The organism is Rhizobium mongolense USDA 1844, from assembly GCF_000419765.1.
Classification (GTDB): Bacteria; Pseudomonadota; Alphaproteobacteria; order Rhizobiales; family Rhizobiaceae; genus Rhizobium; species Rhizobium mongolense.
This window is the reverse complement of record NZ_ATTQ01000008.1, coordinates 16107-30993: the sequence shown is the minus strand read 5'-3', so window position 1 is coordinate 30993 and position 14887 is coordinate 16107. Positions and strand designations below refer to the sequence as shown.

Sequence of the window (14887 nt, the reverse complement as noted above, 5' to 3'; positions counted from 1 at the left end):
TGGCGGAGTAGCTCAGTAGGTCAGAGCAGAGGAATCATAATCCTTGTGTCGGGGGTTCAAATCCCTCCTCCGCTACCAGTCAATTCATTGACAAGTAGAGATAATTTCGAGGACGCCGAATTCCGGCGCCTCGAGTGTAGCCCGCCGCGAAAAATCGGAATTTTGACACGAGGTTCCGGAATTTTCCGCCGATTCAGTTTGAGGTTTGAAGTAACCTCAAAGGGTATTTGAAGAGTTCTTTTCCTCCAGCACATAAATCTGGCCTCGGTTCTCTTTATCGCGCAGGCCTTTGTAAGAGGCATACCAGGGGCTTTGCCACACGAGTTAAATCACGCAATGCGCAAATATTCACCGCGAAATCAGCGGAGGTACTATTCTACCGGCCGCTTGAACTGCTCGATCCGCATAGAGCGGCCGAGGGCTTCAGCGAGCGCTTGGGACGAATGCTCGCCACCAATTGCGAGACTAACGGCGGTCGTCATCGCCACGCGGCCACGACCGCTCTCTATCGGAACACGATGAAATTTGCACCACTGGTGAACAACCGTGGTGACCGTGTCGATCTGGTTTTCATCGAGGGGAAGTAAATCTTGAAGAGACATCTCGTGCTCCTCCGTGATGGCAAGAGCACGTATAATCTCCCAACCGGTCTCAGCCGTTAATCGGGGCCGGCATGGGCAGTGTACGCCCGATACCCTCAAAGGCAATGGGAGTCCGCGATTGACAATCGCTGCATGGACGGTAACCGATTTACTCTTCATCCCGCGTTCAGGATCGATCTTCGAAACTAAACCATCTTCTTGGGGAGTGTTGAACCATGACCAGAGATGATTTCGCTGCGAACGATGCACCAATGCAGAACGAAGATATTGTGATCTGCAAAAGAGCTTTCGATCATATCTGCGCGACCGGGCACATAACGGCTGACGACGCCTGCGACGAGCTCGCAACCCAGATCATCTATTTCTATCAGCACGGCGTTACGAACGAAGACAGCTTGGAACAGCTACTCGTGAGCATTGCAGAGAAACAGAGGTAGACGTGATTATTCGAACATGCCCGCAGTATCACGCCAGACGCGACGGGGACGGCAGCTGGTCGATCGTCGATACACAGACGCACAAGGTCGCTGTCATTGCTGAAACTCTGCCGCTGAGACGCCTTGATGAATCCACCGCCATGGAGATTATCGATGCCCTTAAGAGGCATTCGCGTTCCGGAGAACCCGGCATCTCCGCCGAAAGCGCGCGGGGGACGGTCTAAGTCATTTTAGCTACTTTGCTCCTTTTTAAGGTCTGTCATTCTACTGGCGCGTGGCAGGAGCAGAGCTAGCTCCCTGTCACCCTGTCACCCTGTCACCCTGTCGCGTGGTGCGAGGGCTCGCGTTGAACCGATGCGCGCGGGCCGCATCGTACTCATTAGTCAGATCGCCATCAACGACTTCCAGATTCAGCTTAGGACGCTAAGGCCGGGGGCTATTCACACGTTACCCCGGCCAAGGAGCGCGGCCGAAACACAGGGTGGCGTCGTGCCGCACTCATTCCGTGCAGCGGAGGAACTATATCCTATCGGTAGCGTTTGACCGGCACACTGAATATCCTGGGAGGATAACATGAAAAAATTGGTCATCTCTGCCGTATCGCTGTTTCTGTCGCTCGGGGGAGTGGCGGTCGCGCAGACAACGACGGTCACCGTTCCCGGCGAGGTCAGAACCTACGTTATTGAGCAGCAAACGCCATCGGTCACGTTTGAAGGTGATGTTGCAATCGGTACGGCGCTTCCTGACACGGTCGAGATCCACACGGTCCCCGATCAGCCCGATTACGGGTATGTGGTCGTCAACAAAAAGCGCGTGCTCGTCAATCCGAAGACCCGCGCGGTGATCGAGGTCATCGAATAACTTGAAGGCACTGCGGGCCCGCCCCGGGCCCGCTATTCCCCCAATCCACCTTCGTCAAAGGTCAAAGACCTTTCGTCCTTGCCGCGAAAGAAGACATCTCGGAACAGCTACTTGCGAGCAACGCCGAGAAGCAGAGGTCGACGTGAATATACGCCCGCAGTATTACGCCAGACGCGACGGGGATGGCAGCTGGTCGATTGTCGATACGCAGACGCACAAGGTCGCTGTCATTGCTGGAGCTCTGCCGCTAAGACGCCTTGATGAAGCTACCGCTATGGAGATTGTCGATGCCCTGAGAGAGAGGCATTAGGCTTCCGGAGAACCCGGCGCCTCCACCCACGGCACGACGGCCTAAGCCGTTTTAACCAATTTGCTCTCTTTTGCTGTCTGTCATTCTATTAGTGCATGGTGGGATAAGCCGGAGCAGAGCCCCTGTCGCGCGGTACGAAAAGGCTCGCGTTGAAGCGAAGCGCGCAGGCCCCATCGCCCTCATCAGGACGGTTGCGCCCATTAACGACTTCGAGATCTTAGGCCGGGGCTATTTCCACGTTGCCCCGGCCAAGAAGGTTCCCCCTCAGCCGCGGTTATCGGCCGTTCGCCGGCGCACGGTGATGCTAGGATGCGCCGGTCTCTGAAGATATTCGTAGATTGTCGTAGATTTCCGCGGGAGAGGATTTTTCGTCTCTGGCCGATCGCAGGGAACCTTCCCTTCCGCTGGGCGTTTATTAAGGTCACACGTTTCGGGCTTCCACAGCTACTGAAACTGCGTGATCCCAAGTGCCATGGGGTCATCCCCTTGGTACTCCTGGCTTGGGCTCGCCTTTGACCTGTCTTAGACGAGTCCTTGCCGCGTTAAGGGGTCTTACCTCGCTTCCGGCCGGGTTTCTGCTGGAAGGTCTGTTATGCATCGAGCTTTCGGCGTGGTCGTAGCTGTTCTATGGCTGCACGAGCGGTTTCACCGTCCCCGCTTCGCATTCCGGCAGTCGCACAGGTTTGGCGAGTTTCGCCAGCGCCTCGGGCTTGGCGCACGCCGGGAAGCCAGCTAGCGGCATTGTCTCTATGAACCGACTACGCTCCATTGTGCTCAGGCCGGGTTCATTGATCATGCTCTCGACAGTCAGGTCCGGGTGATGTCTGAGAGCTTCTATAACCGAAGCATTCGCCTCATCGGTTCGACCCAGTGCCGCGAGGGAGCTGCTACGCACCACCCAATTCCACTTTTGGTAGTTGTTAGGCGTCATGCGCTCCAGCATCTTCACCGCGTCCTCATACCGGCCCGCCATAAAATAGGCAGGTGAGAAGAAGTTGGACGTCCACATCGGATAGTTCGGGTCGAGTCTCATTACCTGGTCGACCATTTGAGCGCCGCGTTCGGGTTCACCGAAGCGTGCTGCAAAGCCGGTATAGAAAGTCAGGATTTCGGACGAACCCGGAGCTAGACGAACGGCCGTGTCCAGCTCAGACTTGGCGCGGCCCATGTCGCCCTTATTAGCAAGGCTCATACCAAACACCGCGTGTGCTTCAGCGTCGCTCGGATCGAGCCGCACCGCGCGTTCGGCCACATCGGCAGCCGACTTGCGGTTGCTCTCGGGATTGACACCAAACACACCCAATAGATCATGAGCATGGTAAAGTTCTACCCAGGCCCGTGCCAGCCCCGGGTCCAGCTCGACGGCGCGGTTGAGAAACGTGACGGCCTCCTCCGCATCGGCTTTGGTGAGCTTTTCAATATTCTCGGACCCGAGCAGATAGTAATCATAGGCATTCAGGTTTTCGGGCCGTTTACGTTTGGCTGCAGCACGCCCGGCTTCTTGAATCAGTCCCACCCCGCCGCCGAGGCGGTTGGCGACCTGCTCTGCGATTTCGGTCTGAACGGCGAACACGTCCTCAGCGGGCCGGTCCCAATTCTCCGACCAAAACTGGTGGCCGGTTTTTGCATCGATCAACTGCGCTGTGATCCGTACCCGGCCACTCTGCCGCTGGATCGAACCTTGTAGTACAAAGCCGACACGGAGCGCACTTGCGACCTGGCGGGCATCCACCGGCTTGCCTTTATAAACTTCCGTCGAATTCCGCGCCACCACCTCGAATTCGGGAAACCGCGCGAGGTCGGTGATGATGTCCTCAGTCAGGCCATCGGCCAGACGCCCGCTAGCCTCGTCGCCGCCATAATTGTCGAAGGGCAGCACCGCCACCGACGGTTTGCCGCTCAAAGGTTCGGGCTGCAAGAACCACCAGACCCCGCCGCCCGCCAGAGCAAGCGCCACGATCGCCGCCGCAGCCGTCTCGGCCCAGCGCGGTATCATTCCGAGAAGCGGGCGACGCGCCCGTTTGCCGTCGAGTCTCAGCCGATACATCCGCACTGGGCGGCTGATGTTCTTGACGTGCTGCTCGCCGGCGAAATCGAGCGGCCAGTCGAGTTTGCCCTGGAGATGGTCGTATGCCGTCCCCGACACCATCACGCCGCCGGGCTCGGCCAAATGCTCCAGCCGCGCGGCGACATTCACCCCATCCCCATACACATCGCCATCCACCAACGCCACATCGCCCAGATTGATCCCGACGCGGAATACGATGCGCTCAGGCTCCGGTAGCTCGGCGTTGCGCGCCGCCACGGTATTTTGAAACTCCGCGGCGCAGGCAACCGCATCAACCACGCTGTCGAAGGCGACGAGCGCGCCGTCGCCCATCAGCTTGATAACGGTGCCATGGCGTTGGGAGATGGCGGGATTGATCAGGTCGGCGCGGATGGCCCTCAGTCGCTTGATGGTGCCGGCCTCATCCGCCTCCATCGCCTTCGAGTAGCCTACCATATCCGCCGCTAGGATCGCGAGCAGCTTCCGGTCGAGCGCGGGGGTACTCATCATCGTTGCCTTGCATGAACATGCAATAGTGTCGGCAGTCTACACCCATCGAAGCGCCGCAACTAGCACACCGCCAAAGCGACATGTCTGCTTGCGGCCCCAAAGCAGTCGCTGCAGGCAATAGCTTAGCCGCCTTCTGACTGGGCGTGTGGCAGCCGGAATATTTGCGCAAAGAATGTCTCATCAGACAGGCGGCCAAGCAGAGCGCCAATCGATGCGGTTGCCGCTGCGGCGAAGGCCAGACGACCTCCAAGAACGCCATAGACATCAGCGCCAAGCGAGATCACCAAGATCGTGTCCTCAATCACGCTATGTGCAAAGCCCATGAACACGCATGACAGAAAGACCTGGCGGGGTGATATTGCGCCCGACCGCGCCTCGCGGATCAGAAGACCGGCACCGTAGGAAATCCCTAGGAACAATCCGACGGCTGTGAGCTGCTCTGCTTCGCCGCGGATGCCGGCAAGGCGTAATATGGGCGACAGAGCCTTCATCATCAGTTTCAGCAGCCCGGTCGCGCGCAGGAGCTCAAGGCTCCAGGACAGAACGACAAGGATTGCAAGCATCCAGATCATGGTCTCGCCGAGAGCACGGAAGTACTCGGCCCAACCGACCGTGGCACTCATCGGGATCCAGGTCGGGTTGGCGGGAGCCGACAACCACCCCGTGGCCACCAGAACATGATGCAGAAGAAAGGCGTAGAGCAAGCCGCCCAAGATGCGCAGCAGCGTCGTTGCAATCATCCCCGGTCCCGCCTTCTGAATGATCTTCTGCTCAATCGGCAGGCCATGCGCGAATAGGATGAGTGCCGAGAAAACCGTGATGTCCGCCACGCTCAGCGAGGATGTGGGAACCAGCGTGAAAATGAGCGGGATGGCGCCCCATATTCCGACGAGCATTCCCGTCAGCCAGGCCAGCCCAAATTCCGGGGGCAGGCCAACCAGGTCCATGACAGGCGCAAACGCGGGCGCCACGGCCTTGATCACGCCCATCCTCGCCAACAACTCCGTCAGCAGCGTGATGGGAACCATGATCCGGACAAGCACCCAGTAAATTTCGAGTGTTTCGCGGGTTTTGCGTAAAATGGGCATCAAGAACGGCATACGAGACCTCCGGTACAATAGCCTCAATCTGCTAGCCCCGACCGCTTCGAATTTGTGGTCAAAGATTGCAGATCTGTGCAATTTTATTGCAAAGGCGTGATTGACGGATAGGCTGAGAGAATGGATCGGATCGACCGGAAGCTTTTGAATCTGATGCAGCGCGACGCTTCGCGCACCAATGTCGACATGGCCGAGGAAGTGGGCCTGTCGCCCTCCAGTTGTCTGCGCCGTGTGCAGCGACTGCGCAACTCAGGCATCATCGACAGAATTGTCGCGATCCTAAATCCCACCAAGGCCGAACGCAGGATCAAGGCCCTGATTACGGTCGAGTTGAAGCTGCACGGCGAGCAGCATATGCGCCGTTTTCTGAAAATCGCAGTTGCCGAAGAGGCCGTTTCACAGGCCTATGCCGTGACGGGCGAAACCGATGTCGTTCTGATGCTGCGCCTGCGCGACATGGAAGAATTCGACGCCCTCTGTGAGAGGCTGTTTCGCGACCAGACCAACGTTGCCCGCTTCTTCACCATGATGATCATCCGAACCGCCAAGGAAGAAACGGCGATTTGGCTATGATCGGATGCCGTTTCCGGGTTACTGACCGCAATTGGCGCTTTTTCCGGAAGCGGCCGATCCCGTTGCCGGGGCCCTCCCGCTTTGTCTGGACGAAGTGTCGGCATACCCAGAGCGCTTAGAGTAAACGGTGATGGCAACACCCATAGAAGGGTGGTTCAATTTGGCAGCCACTTATTCCGCTTGAACCTCCGCGCTATGAAATAAGCCGATACCGGGAACAGGATGTTCGCGGCAAGAATAAAATACAGCGCGATATATGGGGGCAGGATCGTAGGGTAGTGCGGGTTATAGTGCATTGGTTCATCGCCTGAGTGTAGATGTCGAGTTCTGGTCCGATTTGCTTTGAGCCTTCAAAGGCGATTCGAAGAACGCTACTTGTCCAGCACATAAATCGTGGCGTCGTCCTCTTTATCCCGCAGACCTTTGTAAGAGGCATGTCTCAGCTTCCCATCGTGCGTCCACGCGCGATACTCGATCTCGGCAATCACCGTAGGCCGCACCCAGACCAGCCCCTTGCGCCTTCCGTCATATGTGACCGACGGTTTCGTGACCTTCAGCCGATCGAGCTTTTCGCGCAGCTCCTGCGCCGCGCGTTCGTTGAAGCCGGTCCCGACATTGCCGACATAAACCAGGCCGTTACCCTTGCGCGCTGCCAGCAGCAACGAGCCGATGCCGGCCCGCGCGACCGTGGAAAGTTCATAGCCAACGATCACGAAGCTGTCGCTCTGCAGGCACTTGATTTTCACCCAGTCGCCGAGACGGCCGGAGCGGTACTCGCTACGGCGATCCTTCGCGATGATGCCTTCGAGCCCATGCTCGCAGGCAAGCTCCAGCAGCCTGTCGCCGTCCGCCCCGAACTCCTCCGACAGCCGAATGACGCCCTCCCGATCAATGATCAGCCCTTCGAGCAGATGGCGTCGCGAAGATAGCTCCAGTTGCCGCAGATCATGCCCGTCGAAATAGAGCAGATCGAACGCCACGAAAAGCGCTTCGCCGGAAGTCCGCTTGCCGCCCCGGCCGCCGAGCGATTGCTGCAGCAGCCCGAAATCGGATCGGCCACGCTCATCCACCACGATTGCCTCACCATCGAGGATCGCTGTCGCCAAGTCGAGCTGCCTGGCGGCCCGCTCGATCGCGGGGAAACGATGCGTCCAGTCATGGCCGCCGCGCGTAATGATGCGCACGCGCTGAGGCTCGATATGCACCGCCAGGCGATACCCGTCCCATTTGATTTCATAAACCCACTGCTCGCCCCTCGGCGGCTTCGGCTTAAGAAGCGCCAGGCATGGCTCGATCCGGTCCGGCATGGGATCGAGGGGAAGGTTCGGCTGCGCTGGATCGCGTGGCTTGCGCGGCCGGGATCGAACCGGCTTATCGGATGCGAGCAGCGGTTTTGAAGCAGGAGACTTGGCCATCTGATGATTACATCAGGGAATGCTTAAAAAGAAAACGAAATTTGAGACAATGACGATGGAAGAATATCGGCCGAAATACAAATGACGGGAGACATGGTTCGGCGAAGCCCACCAGGACTTTGTCTCTTTGGATGGAGATTTGCAGTTCGGGCACATTTATCTCGGCCTAACCAGCGGTTCGCGCGCACGCCAGTGGCGATAAGCGATCAATACCATCCCTTGGCAGAGGCAAAGCATCCTGTCGCACCAACGGGTGGGCACCCCATGGCGCGAGAGGCATCGAGAAAGGTCGAAGAGCCGTAACCGATTTACTCTTCATCCGGCGTTGAGGATCGATCTTCGAAACTAAGCCATCAAGCACAGCGTTGATCTGGGATCAGGAAGCAGGAGTGCGAGCCATGAAGATGCGGACCATCGCTGCCGCAGCGGGCGTGGCCCTCACCATGTGTGCTGGCAACGCATCGGCCGATCCTTGAAAGGACGAAAGCGGCCATGGGCCATGGCATTCCGATCGCTACTGCGGTGAACCCCGATGCGAACGAAGAGCATATAAGGAAGAGTATCGTCGCGGAGGATGTAAGATCGAGTGGAAATGGGGCGACGGAGAGTACAAAGAAGATCAAGTGCGAGCGCGGTGCTGGACCCGTCTACGAATACAATCGGTAGTGAATGCTCGGCGGTCGCCCGATGCCTCATTTAGCAGCGGGGGCGATCACTCGGGAACTTTTCCTTCCCCTGCCGGTTTATTGCGATCACGCGTTTCATCTTCCCACCAGTCGCTGAAGCTGCGTGATCTGCAGTGCTGTGGGGATGAGCCCCTAAGTACTGAGCCAGTGGCTTGGGCTCGCTTTGTCCTCTCTTAGACGAGCCCTTGCCACGATATGTTTTCGTGAAGGCCGCTTTACCGCGGGGCTTTTCTCTTAGAATTCTTAGGAGTTTAGGGAACCGAGCATGAGCAGAGGCTATTTCGCTACCGAAGATATTGAGATCTGCAAGAGAGTCTTCGATGATATCTGCGCTACCGGGCACATAACGAGCGACTATGAGCGCGTCGAACTCGCAAGCCAGATCATTTATTTCTATCAGCACGGCGTCACTATCGAAGATAGCTTGCAACAGCTAGTCGTGAGCATGACCGAGAGGCAGAGGCCGACGTGAACATGCGAATGCGCCCGCAGTATTACGCCAGACGCGACGGGGATGGCAGCTGGTCGATTGTCGATACGCAGACGCACAAGGTCGCTGTCATTGCTGAAACTCTGCCGCTAAGACGTCTTGATGAATCGACCGCCATGGAGATTATCGATGCCCTGAGAGGGAGGCATTCGGCTTCCGGAGAATCCGGCGCCTCCGCCGAAGGCACTAGGGCCTAAGCCGTTTTAGCTAACTTGCTCTCTTTTGATCGTCTGTCATTGTGCTGACAGAAGCGGTGAGCGCCCCTAAGCGCGTGGCTCGCGCTCTTTTCGAGACATGATGATCGGAACCAAGTAGGCCGGATAAATTAATCTGCTTCGCGGCTCGAACTCTTAGACCAGGCGCTTGAAACCGGTCTGGTGATGTCTAGTTCATCATCAAAACCCGCTGGATGACTGGGTCATGAAGTATCGCATTGAGGCAGAGGGCAACGCCAAATACCGTGTTGTCGACAGTGACACCGATGAGATAGCCACTTGGAAGAGCCATCTCCAGACAGGCTTGTCGCGTCCGCTAGCAGAAGCGCTTTCAGGTTATCTGAATGCGCTCCACCGTTACGATGAAGCCCATGGCGGGCACTTCGGAAGGTCAGAAGACTAGCCCTTCGCGAGACTATGGCCACGGCCACTCACATCGCGACAGGTCAATTCCGCTTCCGCGAAGGTAAACCGGCTGAATACATCGCGGATCTGGGGAACGTCGTTGCGGGACAAAATGGAGTTGCCTTTGATGCGACCGAGGGCTCCGCAATGACTTCGAACTGCTCCCGACCAAACAGCGTTTTCCGTAGTCGGCTTCGCTGCCGAAATATGGCGGATCGAGGTAAAGCTCCAAGTTCTCAATTACGACACCTGAGAGGCGTTCATGGACGTCTTCTCGGAGCAGTGCCTCACTGGTGAGATTAAAGCGTGCCCGGCCGGTCGTATCGACGCCGAAATTCTGCCCGCGACCTTTTCTGCAGATAGATGAAGCGAGCCACGCGTTCGAGGTCTGTCAAAGTGGCGGAATCGCAGCTTTTGAGACGTTCGAATTCTCGCCGGCTGATGATCGGGAATTTCAGGGTTTCCATGAACTGCGGGTAGTGCCGCTGCAGGGATCGGGAAGAGGTTTTTACCACCTCGCCGTTGCGGTCGTTGATCACCTGCCACGCGGCACTCCGGTTCGCCTGAAAAACACGCCGCCCGTGCCTACGAAAGGCTCGGCGTAGACGACATGCCGCACGGCCGCAACTATCTTAACCAGCATGGCGCAGGCGATCGTTTGCCCGTCGATGCATGATGCCGGAGAGGGCCCTTCGGTGGAAAGGAAAGGCTTCGAACGAGCAGACTTGGCCATAGACGCAGCTTTGAGCCTTTCCTGCATCTTGAAGAAGCGAGCTATGAAGCGTACTTTCCGCCGTCGCCCGCTCTAGGGCGCTGCTCATCATATCTTGAGCCCCGTCCCCTTGCGGGGCTTCTTTTCCCAGTGCGTCATCACACGTATCGCGTGTCAGGACACGCAACGTGTCTTCTGTGCCACGCCACGGAAGTCATAGGGGCACTCGGCCACTTGCTGCTTAGAAGCATGACCGGCGAGGTCTTCGGCTGTATCATCGTGTCGATATCGCGTTGCCTTCAATGTCGACGTCTACCGGGCTGATAAAACGTGGGACCTCACCGAGTCATGCTCCTAAACTCCATTGCCTTTGTTAGAATTCAGTAAATGGCGCCGAGAAAAAATTCTTCCAGCCCCTTCCGGCATCGAAGCTTGACGGCTTAACGGATCGGAACAAGACGCTCTGGCACCGGCGGCTGCCAGAATACCCGAGCGAGAGCTACGGGCAAATGAGCGACTACACCGTCAAAAGCGACCGGAACTGACCGCGACAGGTGTCGAGCTCATGCCTTCGCCTTCCACGAGGCATGCGACAAATCGTAGACGTTCCTGATCAACACGTCCGGCAAAGCGAAAAGTTTCCTATGTCTCCGGTACAAAACTTCACCTATCGCTCAGGTCGGGCACTCAGCCGCGCTGGTCCTCAATGCTTGGAACTAAGCAGGCGGTATCTTCGTTTTCCGTTTGGCGTTCAAAGAGAGGAAATCCCGATGCAGGTCGTTGGAACACAGGTTATCCCCGTCGGCGGCGGGAAGGCTGGCTTTATGGTCGAATTCGTCGGGGACGGCGGCGAGGTCGTTTCCGTGCAACTGAAGAACGACGCTGAACGCTCGCTCAATCGGCAGAATGCCATAGAAAAGGCGAAGGAGCTGATGAGCCAAATCGCGTCTTCCAAGGCTCCGGCGGGCGAAACGATGAGCGTCAGGCTGAGCGCGCGCGCGTCCCATGATCGATCGACCCTCGAGGAGCAGCTTGACGAGGGGCTCGAGGATACGTTTCCGGCCAGCGATCCAGTGTCGGTGACCGGGACGACTATCAAGCACTAAAGGGCAAACACTAAAAGGATTGTCGCGACAGTTGAGAAATTCCTGGCGATCAAAAGGCGAGCAGTTTGACGGCTGCTCGCCTTTTTCGCCTATGTCGTCAGCAACGGAATGCTGACAACCAGGGCGACGAGAATAACGGCGGTCGCGATCCGCAAAAGACGCATGCGCCGTGTACGCTCCCCACTCCAATCATAGGTCATGGCCGGTCTCCTCGGGGCAAGGACTTAGCGCCCGGTAAACCGGGTTCAATAGCTATGACGCAACTTGCTTGCGTAAGGCTGATCTAATGTATTGTTTGAAAAATTAGCGATATAGCGGCTTCAGCCAGCGAAGCGAAGCGCCCAGCGGCGGCCGTTATGGGTCATGCGGATGATGGATAACGGTTCGATATCAGCGAGCCAGAAAGAGGAAAGCGGCGCCTGAAGCACGTTCAGGATCGCAGCGCGGATGAGTGCGGCGTGACTGACGGCGATGACGTGGCCGCCGAGCATCGATTGCGTTTCCATCGATTGGGCTGCCCGCTCTGCGAGCTGCCTAATATTTTCGCCGCCATGCGGGGCCGATTCCGTATCGCTCATCCAGGCGAGCAGATTTTCGGGCTCCTGCATGTGCAAATCGGCGATCGCCATCCCGCCCCACCGGCCGTAATCGCAATCGGCAAGCAGCGGATCGGGAAGAGAGTCGAGCGAGAGCGCTTGCGCAGTCTGGCGCGCGCGCAGCGCCGGACTCGTCAGGACTCGATCGGCGCGCTGCAGCCCACCGGCAATTGCCCGCGTCTGCGCGACCGCGCTTTCCTCAAGCGGTTCGTCGAGTGGAAAGCGACCGTTGCGACCAGCGCTTGTCGGGCCGTGGCAGATCCAGGTGAGCCGGGTATGCACGTTCCTTCGATCTCCGGAAATGCGATGGGGAGCGAGATCAAGTCTCGTTGACAGTTCTCCGCGCGCAGATATAACGGTCATGTTGCGGGTTTGGAAGCCGGTGAAAATCCGGCGCGGTCGCGCCACTGTGACCAGGATGCGAAAGCAGGCTGGAAGTCAGACCCTACCGTACAACGCTCTTTCGACTGAACGCGTCTTCCAGGAGGAAAACATGTCTGACACCGCTCTTCAGCCCATCGCAACACCGGCGCCGATCCCGGTAGGAGAAATCCTGCCCTGGGCGATCTTCGGTGGAGTGCTGATGATCATCGCCATCTATTTCGTCGGCACGGAAGAGGGCGCCCTGGCGCTGTTTTCCGGCGGCTACGTCCACGAATTCGTGCATGACGGCCGCCACCTTCTCGGCTTCCCCTGCCACTAAAGGACGACAGACATGGTTGGAAATCTTTTGCTCCGTGGCATGCTCGCGGGGGCGATCGCTGGCATCCTGGTTTTTGCCTTTGCCTATACATTCGGTGAGCCGCTGGTCGATCAGGCGATTGCCTTCGAAGAAGCCGCTGCCCAGGCCGCAGGCCAAACCGCTGAACCGGAACTCGTCAGCCGCGCCACACAGGCCGGTCTCGGCCTCTTCACCGGCGTCATGACCTATGCGATTGCGGTTGGCGGCCTCTTTGCTCTTGCCTTCGCCTTCGTTCATGGGCGTTTCAGCCGGCTCGGCGCTCGCGGAACGGCTGCAGTGATCGCGCTTGCCGCCTTTGTTGCGATCGTTCTCGTTCCGGCGATCAAATACCCCGCCAACCCGCCAGCGGTCGGCAATCCCGATACGATCGGCGTGCGCACCGAGGTGTTCTTTTTGATGATCGTCGTTTCCGTTGCCTCGCTGATTGCCGCAGTGGCGCTGGCGCGCAATCTCTCTGCGCGCTTCGGCATTTGGAATGCGGCGATCCTTTCAGGTGCCGCCTATCTCGTCTTCATCGGCCTGGTTCAGTACCTGCTGCCGACAATCAACGAGGTGCCGGAAAATTATTCGGCCATGGTGCTCTGGCGTTTTCGCACGGCCTCGCTCGGCATGCATGTCATTCTGTGGGCGGCGCTTGGGATTGTCTTCGGAGTCCTGGCGGAAAAGCGACTGCGTCCGGCATTCCGGTAATCCGGGCTTAGTGTGTTGCCTCGTCGCGGCTCGTCAAAAGAGAACCCCTCATCCCCGTGTTTCACAGGGATGGGGGAAAGCTTGGCAATGTTGCGGCAATCTCATTACCCAAATTGCGCGAAGCGATGGCTGGCGAAACTAGGTCTGGCGGCACTTCTTTTTTCCGCCGCCGGAAACGCCTCAGCGCATAATAGCAGTTCCACTGGCAGCCATGCCGGCATCCCCATCCCCGAAATTTCGCATGGCGAGATGGCGGTCATCGCCGGCTATCGGAACCGGATCATCGACCTTGCCTCGCAGGCGACCGATACGAACGAGCCGTTCAGGCGCGTGCTGAACTATGCGCAGATCCAGTATTCCTACTGCTTCTGGGGGCGGATGCCCGGCAGCGTCGCCGATGAGCGGAGCCCGTTCAACGAATGCGCCCATGCTTATCTGGCGGCCGCCAAGGCCGTGCTGATCGCCATGCGCGCCATGCCGCAGGAAGCGGAGGCCGCATCGGCGATCATTGCGGATGCCGATGCCGAGATGGTGCGGCGCGGGCTTTCGCTGATCACCTGCCGTTTCAGCGGCGAGGCGTTCAACACGGCGGATATCGTGCGTCCGCGCTGGAGTGAAATCCCGTTACACGCGGCAAGCATGGCGTCGCTATCGGCGCTTGTGGGCATTGTCTTCGGTGCGTACTTCGCAGCCAGGCGCCTGCTTCGCGGTCAGTCGTCCGTATAACGCTGCTCGCGCCATGGGTCGCCGTACATGTGGTAGCCGTTCTTTTCCCAGAAGCCGGCCTGGTCGGCCTGGATGAGGTCGATGCGGCGAAGCCACTTGGCGCTTTTCCAGAAGTAGAGATGCGGCACGACCAAGCGCATGGGGCCGCCGTGATCGCGCGTCAGCGGCAGGCCTTCCCATGATGTCGCGAGGATCGCATCCTCGGCCGCGAAATCGGAAAGCGGCAGGTTGGTCGTATAGCCGTCATAGCTCGTCAGCATGACGTAATTGGCTTCCGGCTTCGGCATTACGAGATCGAGAAGATCGCGTGTCGAAACGCCTTTCCATTTGTTGTCATAGCGCGACCATGTGGTGACGCAGTGAATGTCGCTGACCTTGGTGCTCTGCTCCTGCGCCTGAAAGGCCGTCCAGGTGAGGTCGAGCGGTGTCTCGACGAGCCCGCGCACTTCCAGACGCCATGTGTCCAGCGAGATGACCGGCTGCTGGCCGAGATCGAGGACGGGCCAGTTCTTGACGAGATGCTGGCCGGGCGGCAGGCGCTCGGTTTCCGGACGGCTGATGCGACCTGTCAGGAACTTGCCTTCGGCGGCCCAGCGGCGCTTCGAGGTGGTGAGTTTGCTGTCGGCGGGGGTTTGCTCGTCGCTCATGCGGGGTGTCCTCATCG

At 58.3% G+C, this 14887-nt stretch carries 18 protein-coding genes, 1 tRNA gene and 1 pseudogene; 13 read left to right on the top strand and 7 right to left on the bottom strand.

Annotation, left to right across the window (positions count from 1 at the left end; genetic code table 11):
* Window position 1 precedes the first annotated feature (1 nt).
* Window positions 2-78 (top strand) — tRNA-Met (locus A3C3_RS0116720).
* Between the two features lie 293 nt (window positions 79-371).
* On the opposite strand, the gene A3C3_RS0116715 is transcribed toward A3C3_RS0116720, so the two are convergent.
* A complete protein-coding gene (locus A3C3_RS0116715; protein WP_022715730.1) occupies window positions 372-602 on the bottom strand; it encodes a hypothetical protein in 231 nt (76 codons plus the stop codon).
* A gap of 215 nt (window positions 603-817) precedes the next feature.
* Between A3C3_RS0116715 and A3C3_RS0116710 the strand changes: the two genes are divergently transcribed.
* The 3 genes from A3C3_RS0116710 to A3C3_RS0116700 all read left to right on the top strand — a co-directional run bounded on the left by A3C3_RS0116710 (window position 818) and on the right by A3C3_RS0116700 (window position 1900).
* Window positions 818-1039, top strand: coding sequence for a hypothetical protein (locus A3C3_RS0116710; RefSeq protein ID WP_022715729.1), 222 nt, complete (start codon window positions 818-820; stop codon window positions 1037-1039).
* A gap of 2 nt (window positions 1040-1041) precedes the next feature.
* Complete coding sequence (locus A3C3_RS0116705; RefSeq protein ID WP_022715728.1) at window positions 1042-1263, top strand: hypothetical protein; 222 nt, start codon at window positions 1042-1044, stop codon at window positions 1261-1263.
* A gap of 349 nt (window positions 1264-1612) precedes the next feature.
* Window positions 1613-1900, top strand: coding sequence for a DUF1236 domain-containing protein (locus A3C3_RS0116700; RefSeq protein ID WP_022715727.1), 288 nt, complete (start codon window positions 1613-1615; stop codon window positions 1898-1900).
* A 935-nt stretch (window positions 1901-2835) separates the two neighbouring features.
* On the opposite strand, the gene A3C3_RS0116695 is transcribed toward A3C3_RS0116700, so the two are convergent.
* Together A3C3_RS0116695 and A3C3_RS0116690 are read right to left on the bottom strand one after the other, a co-directional pair.
* Window positions 2836-4764 carry an adenylate/guanylate cyclase domain-containing protein gene (locus tag A3C3_RS0116695; protein WP_028739713.1) on the bottom strand — a complete coding sequence of 643 codons (1929 nt, stop codon included), beginning with the start codon at window positions 4762-4764 and terminating at the stop codon, window positions 2836-2838.
* A gap of 125 nt (window positions 4765-4889) precedes the next feature.
* Window positions 4890-5867, bottom strand: coding sequence for a nucleoside recognition domain-containing protein (locus A3C3_RS0116690; RefSeq protein WP_022715725.1), 978 nt, complete (start codon window positions 5865-5867; stop codon window positions 4890-4892).
* Between the two features lie 120 nt (window positions 5868-5987).
* On the opposite strand from A3C3_RS0116690, the gene A3C3_RS0116685 reads away from it, so the two are divergent.
* The gene (locus A3C3_RS0116685) at window positions 5988-6440 is read left to right on the top strand and encodes an Lrp/AsnC family transcriptional regulator (RefSeq protein ID WP_022715724.1); all 453 of its coding nucleotides are present in this window, start codon (window positions 5988-5990) and stop codon (window positions 6438-6440) included.
* A 371-nt stretch (window positions 6441-6811) separates the two neighbouring features.
* On the opposite strand, the gene ligD is transcribed toward A3C3_RS0116685, so the two are convergent.
* Window positions 6812-7855, bottom strand: a complete 1044-nt coding sequence (ligD, locus tag A3C3_RS0116680) for a non-homologous end-joining DNA ligase (protein ID WP_022715723.1) — start codon at window positions 7853-7855, stop codon at window positions 6812-6814.
* Between the two features lie 398 nt (window positions 7856-8253).
* On the opposite strand from ligD, the pseudogene A3C3_RS47090 reads away from it, so the two are divergent.
* The 4 genes and pseudogenes from A3C3_RS47090 to A3C3_RS0116660 all read left to right on the top strand — a co-directional run bounded on the left by A3C3_RS47090 (window position 8254) and on the right by A3C3_RS0116660 (window position 9649).
* Window positions 8254-8521, top strand: a pseudogene (locus A3C3_RS47090) (hypothetical protein).
* 285 nt (window positions 8522-8806) lie between these two features.
* A complete protein-coding gene (locus tag A3C3_RS0116670; protein ID WP_022715721.1) occupies window positions 8807-9013 on the top strand; it encodes a hypothetical protein in 207 nt (68 codons plus the stop codon).
* A complete protein-coding gene (locus A3C3_RS0116665) occupies window positions 9010-9228 on the top strand; it encodes a hypothetical protein (protein ID WP_145611969.1) in 219 nt (72 codons plus the stop codon). The genes A3C3_RS0116670 and A3C3_RS0116665 overlap by 4 nt, the downstream gene beginning before the upstream one ends.
* A gap of 223 nt (window positions 9229-9451) precedes the next feature.
* Window positions 9452-9649: a hypothetical protein gene (locus A3C3_RS0116660; RefSeq protein WP_022715719.1), complete on the top strand. Its 198-nt coding sequence runs from the start codon at window positions 9452-9454 to the stop codon at window positions 9647-9649.
* Between the two features lie 301 nt (window positions 9650-9950).
* Here A3C3_RS0116660 and A3C3_RS47085 read toward each other — a convergent pair whose 3' ends face one another.
* Window positions 9951-10190, bottom strand: coding sequence for a DNA adenine methylase (locus A3C3_RS47085; protein WP_028739712.1), 240 nt, complete (start codon window positions 10188-10190; stop codon window positions 9951-9953).
* A 943-nt stretch (window positions 10191-11133) separates the two neighbouring features.
* Between A3C3_RS47085 and A3C3_RS0116645 the strand changes: the two genes are divergently transcribed.
* On the top strand, window positions 11134-11469 hold the full coding sequence (locus A3C3_RS0116645; RefSeq protein ID WP_022715718.1) for a hypothetical protein: 336 nt from the start codon (window positions 11134-11136) through the stop codon (window positions 11467-11469).
* Between the two features lie 320 nt (window positions 11470-11789).
* Here A3C3_RS0116645 and A3C3_RS0116640 read toward each other — a convergent pair whose 3' ends face one another.
* On the bottom strand, window positions 11790-12347 hold the full coding sequence (locus A3C3_RS0116640; RefSeq protein ID WP_022715717.1) for a histidine phosphatase family protein: 558 nt from the start codon (window positions 12345-12347) through the stop codon (window positions 11790-11792).
* 211 nt (window positions 12348-12558) lie between these two features.
* Between A3C3_RS0116640 and A3C3_RS0116635 the strand changes: the two genes are divergently transcribed.
* From A3C3_RS0116635 to A3C3_RS0116625, 3 genes are all read left to right on the top strand, one after another.
* Window positions 12559-12768: a CbtB domain-containing protein gene (locus A3C3_RS0116635; protein WP_022715716.1), complete on the top strand. Its 210-nt coding sequence runs from the start codon at window positions 12559-12561 to the stop codon at window positions 12766-12768.
* 12 nt (window positions 12769-12780) lie between these two features.
* Entirely contained in the window at window positions 12781-13497 is a 717-nt protein-coding gene (locus tag A3C3_RS0116630) for a CbtA family protein (RefSeq protein ID WP_022715715.1), read from the top strand.
* Window positions 13498-13584: 87 nt separating this feature from the next.
* A complete protein-coding gene (locus tag A3C3_RS0116625) occupies window positions 13585-14223 on the top strand; it encodes a hypothetical protein (protein ID WP_022715714.1) in 639 nt (212 codons plus the stop codon).
* On the opposite strand, the gene A3C3_RS0116620 is transcribed toward A3C3_RS0116625, so the two are convergent.
* The gene (locus A3C3_RS0116620) at window positions 14208-14870 is read right to left on the bottom strand and encodes a sulfite oxidase-like oxidoreductase (protein WP_022715713.1); all 663 of its coding nucleotides are present in this window, start codon (window positions 14868-14870) and stop codon (window positions 14208-14210) included. The two genes, A3C3_RS0116625 and A3C3_RS0116620, sit on opposite strands and share 16 nt — an antisense overlap.
* Window positions 14871-14887: the final 17 nt, after the last annotated feature.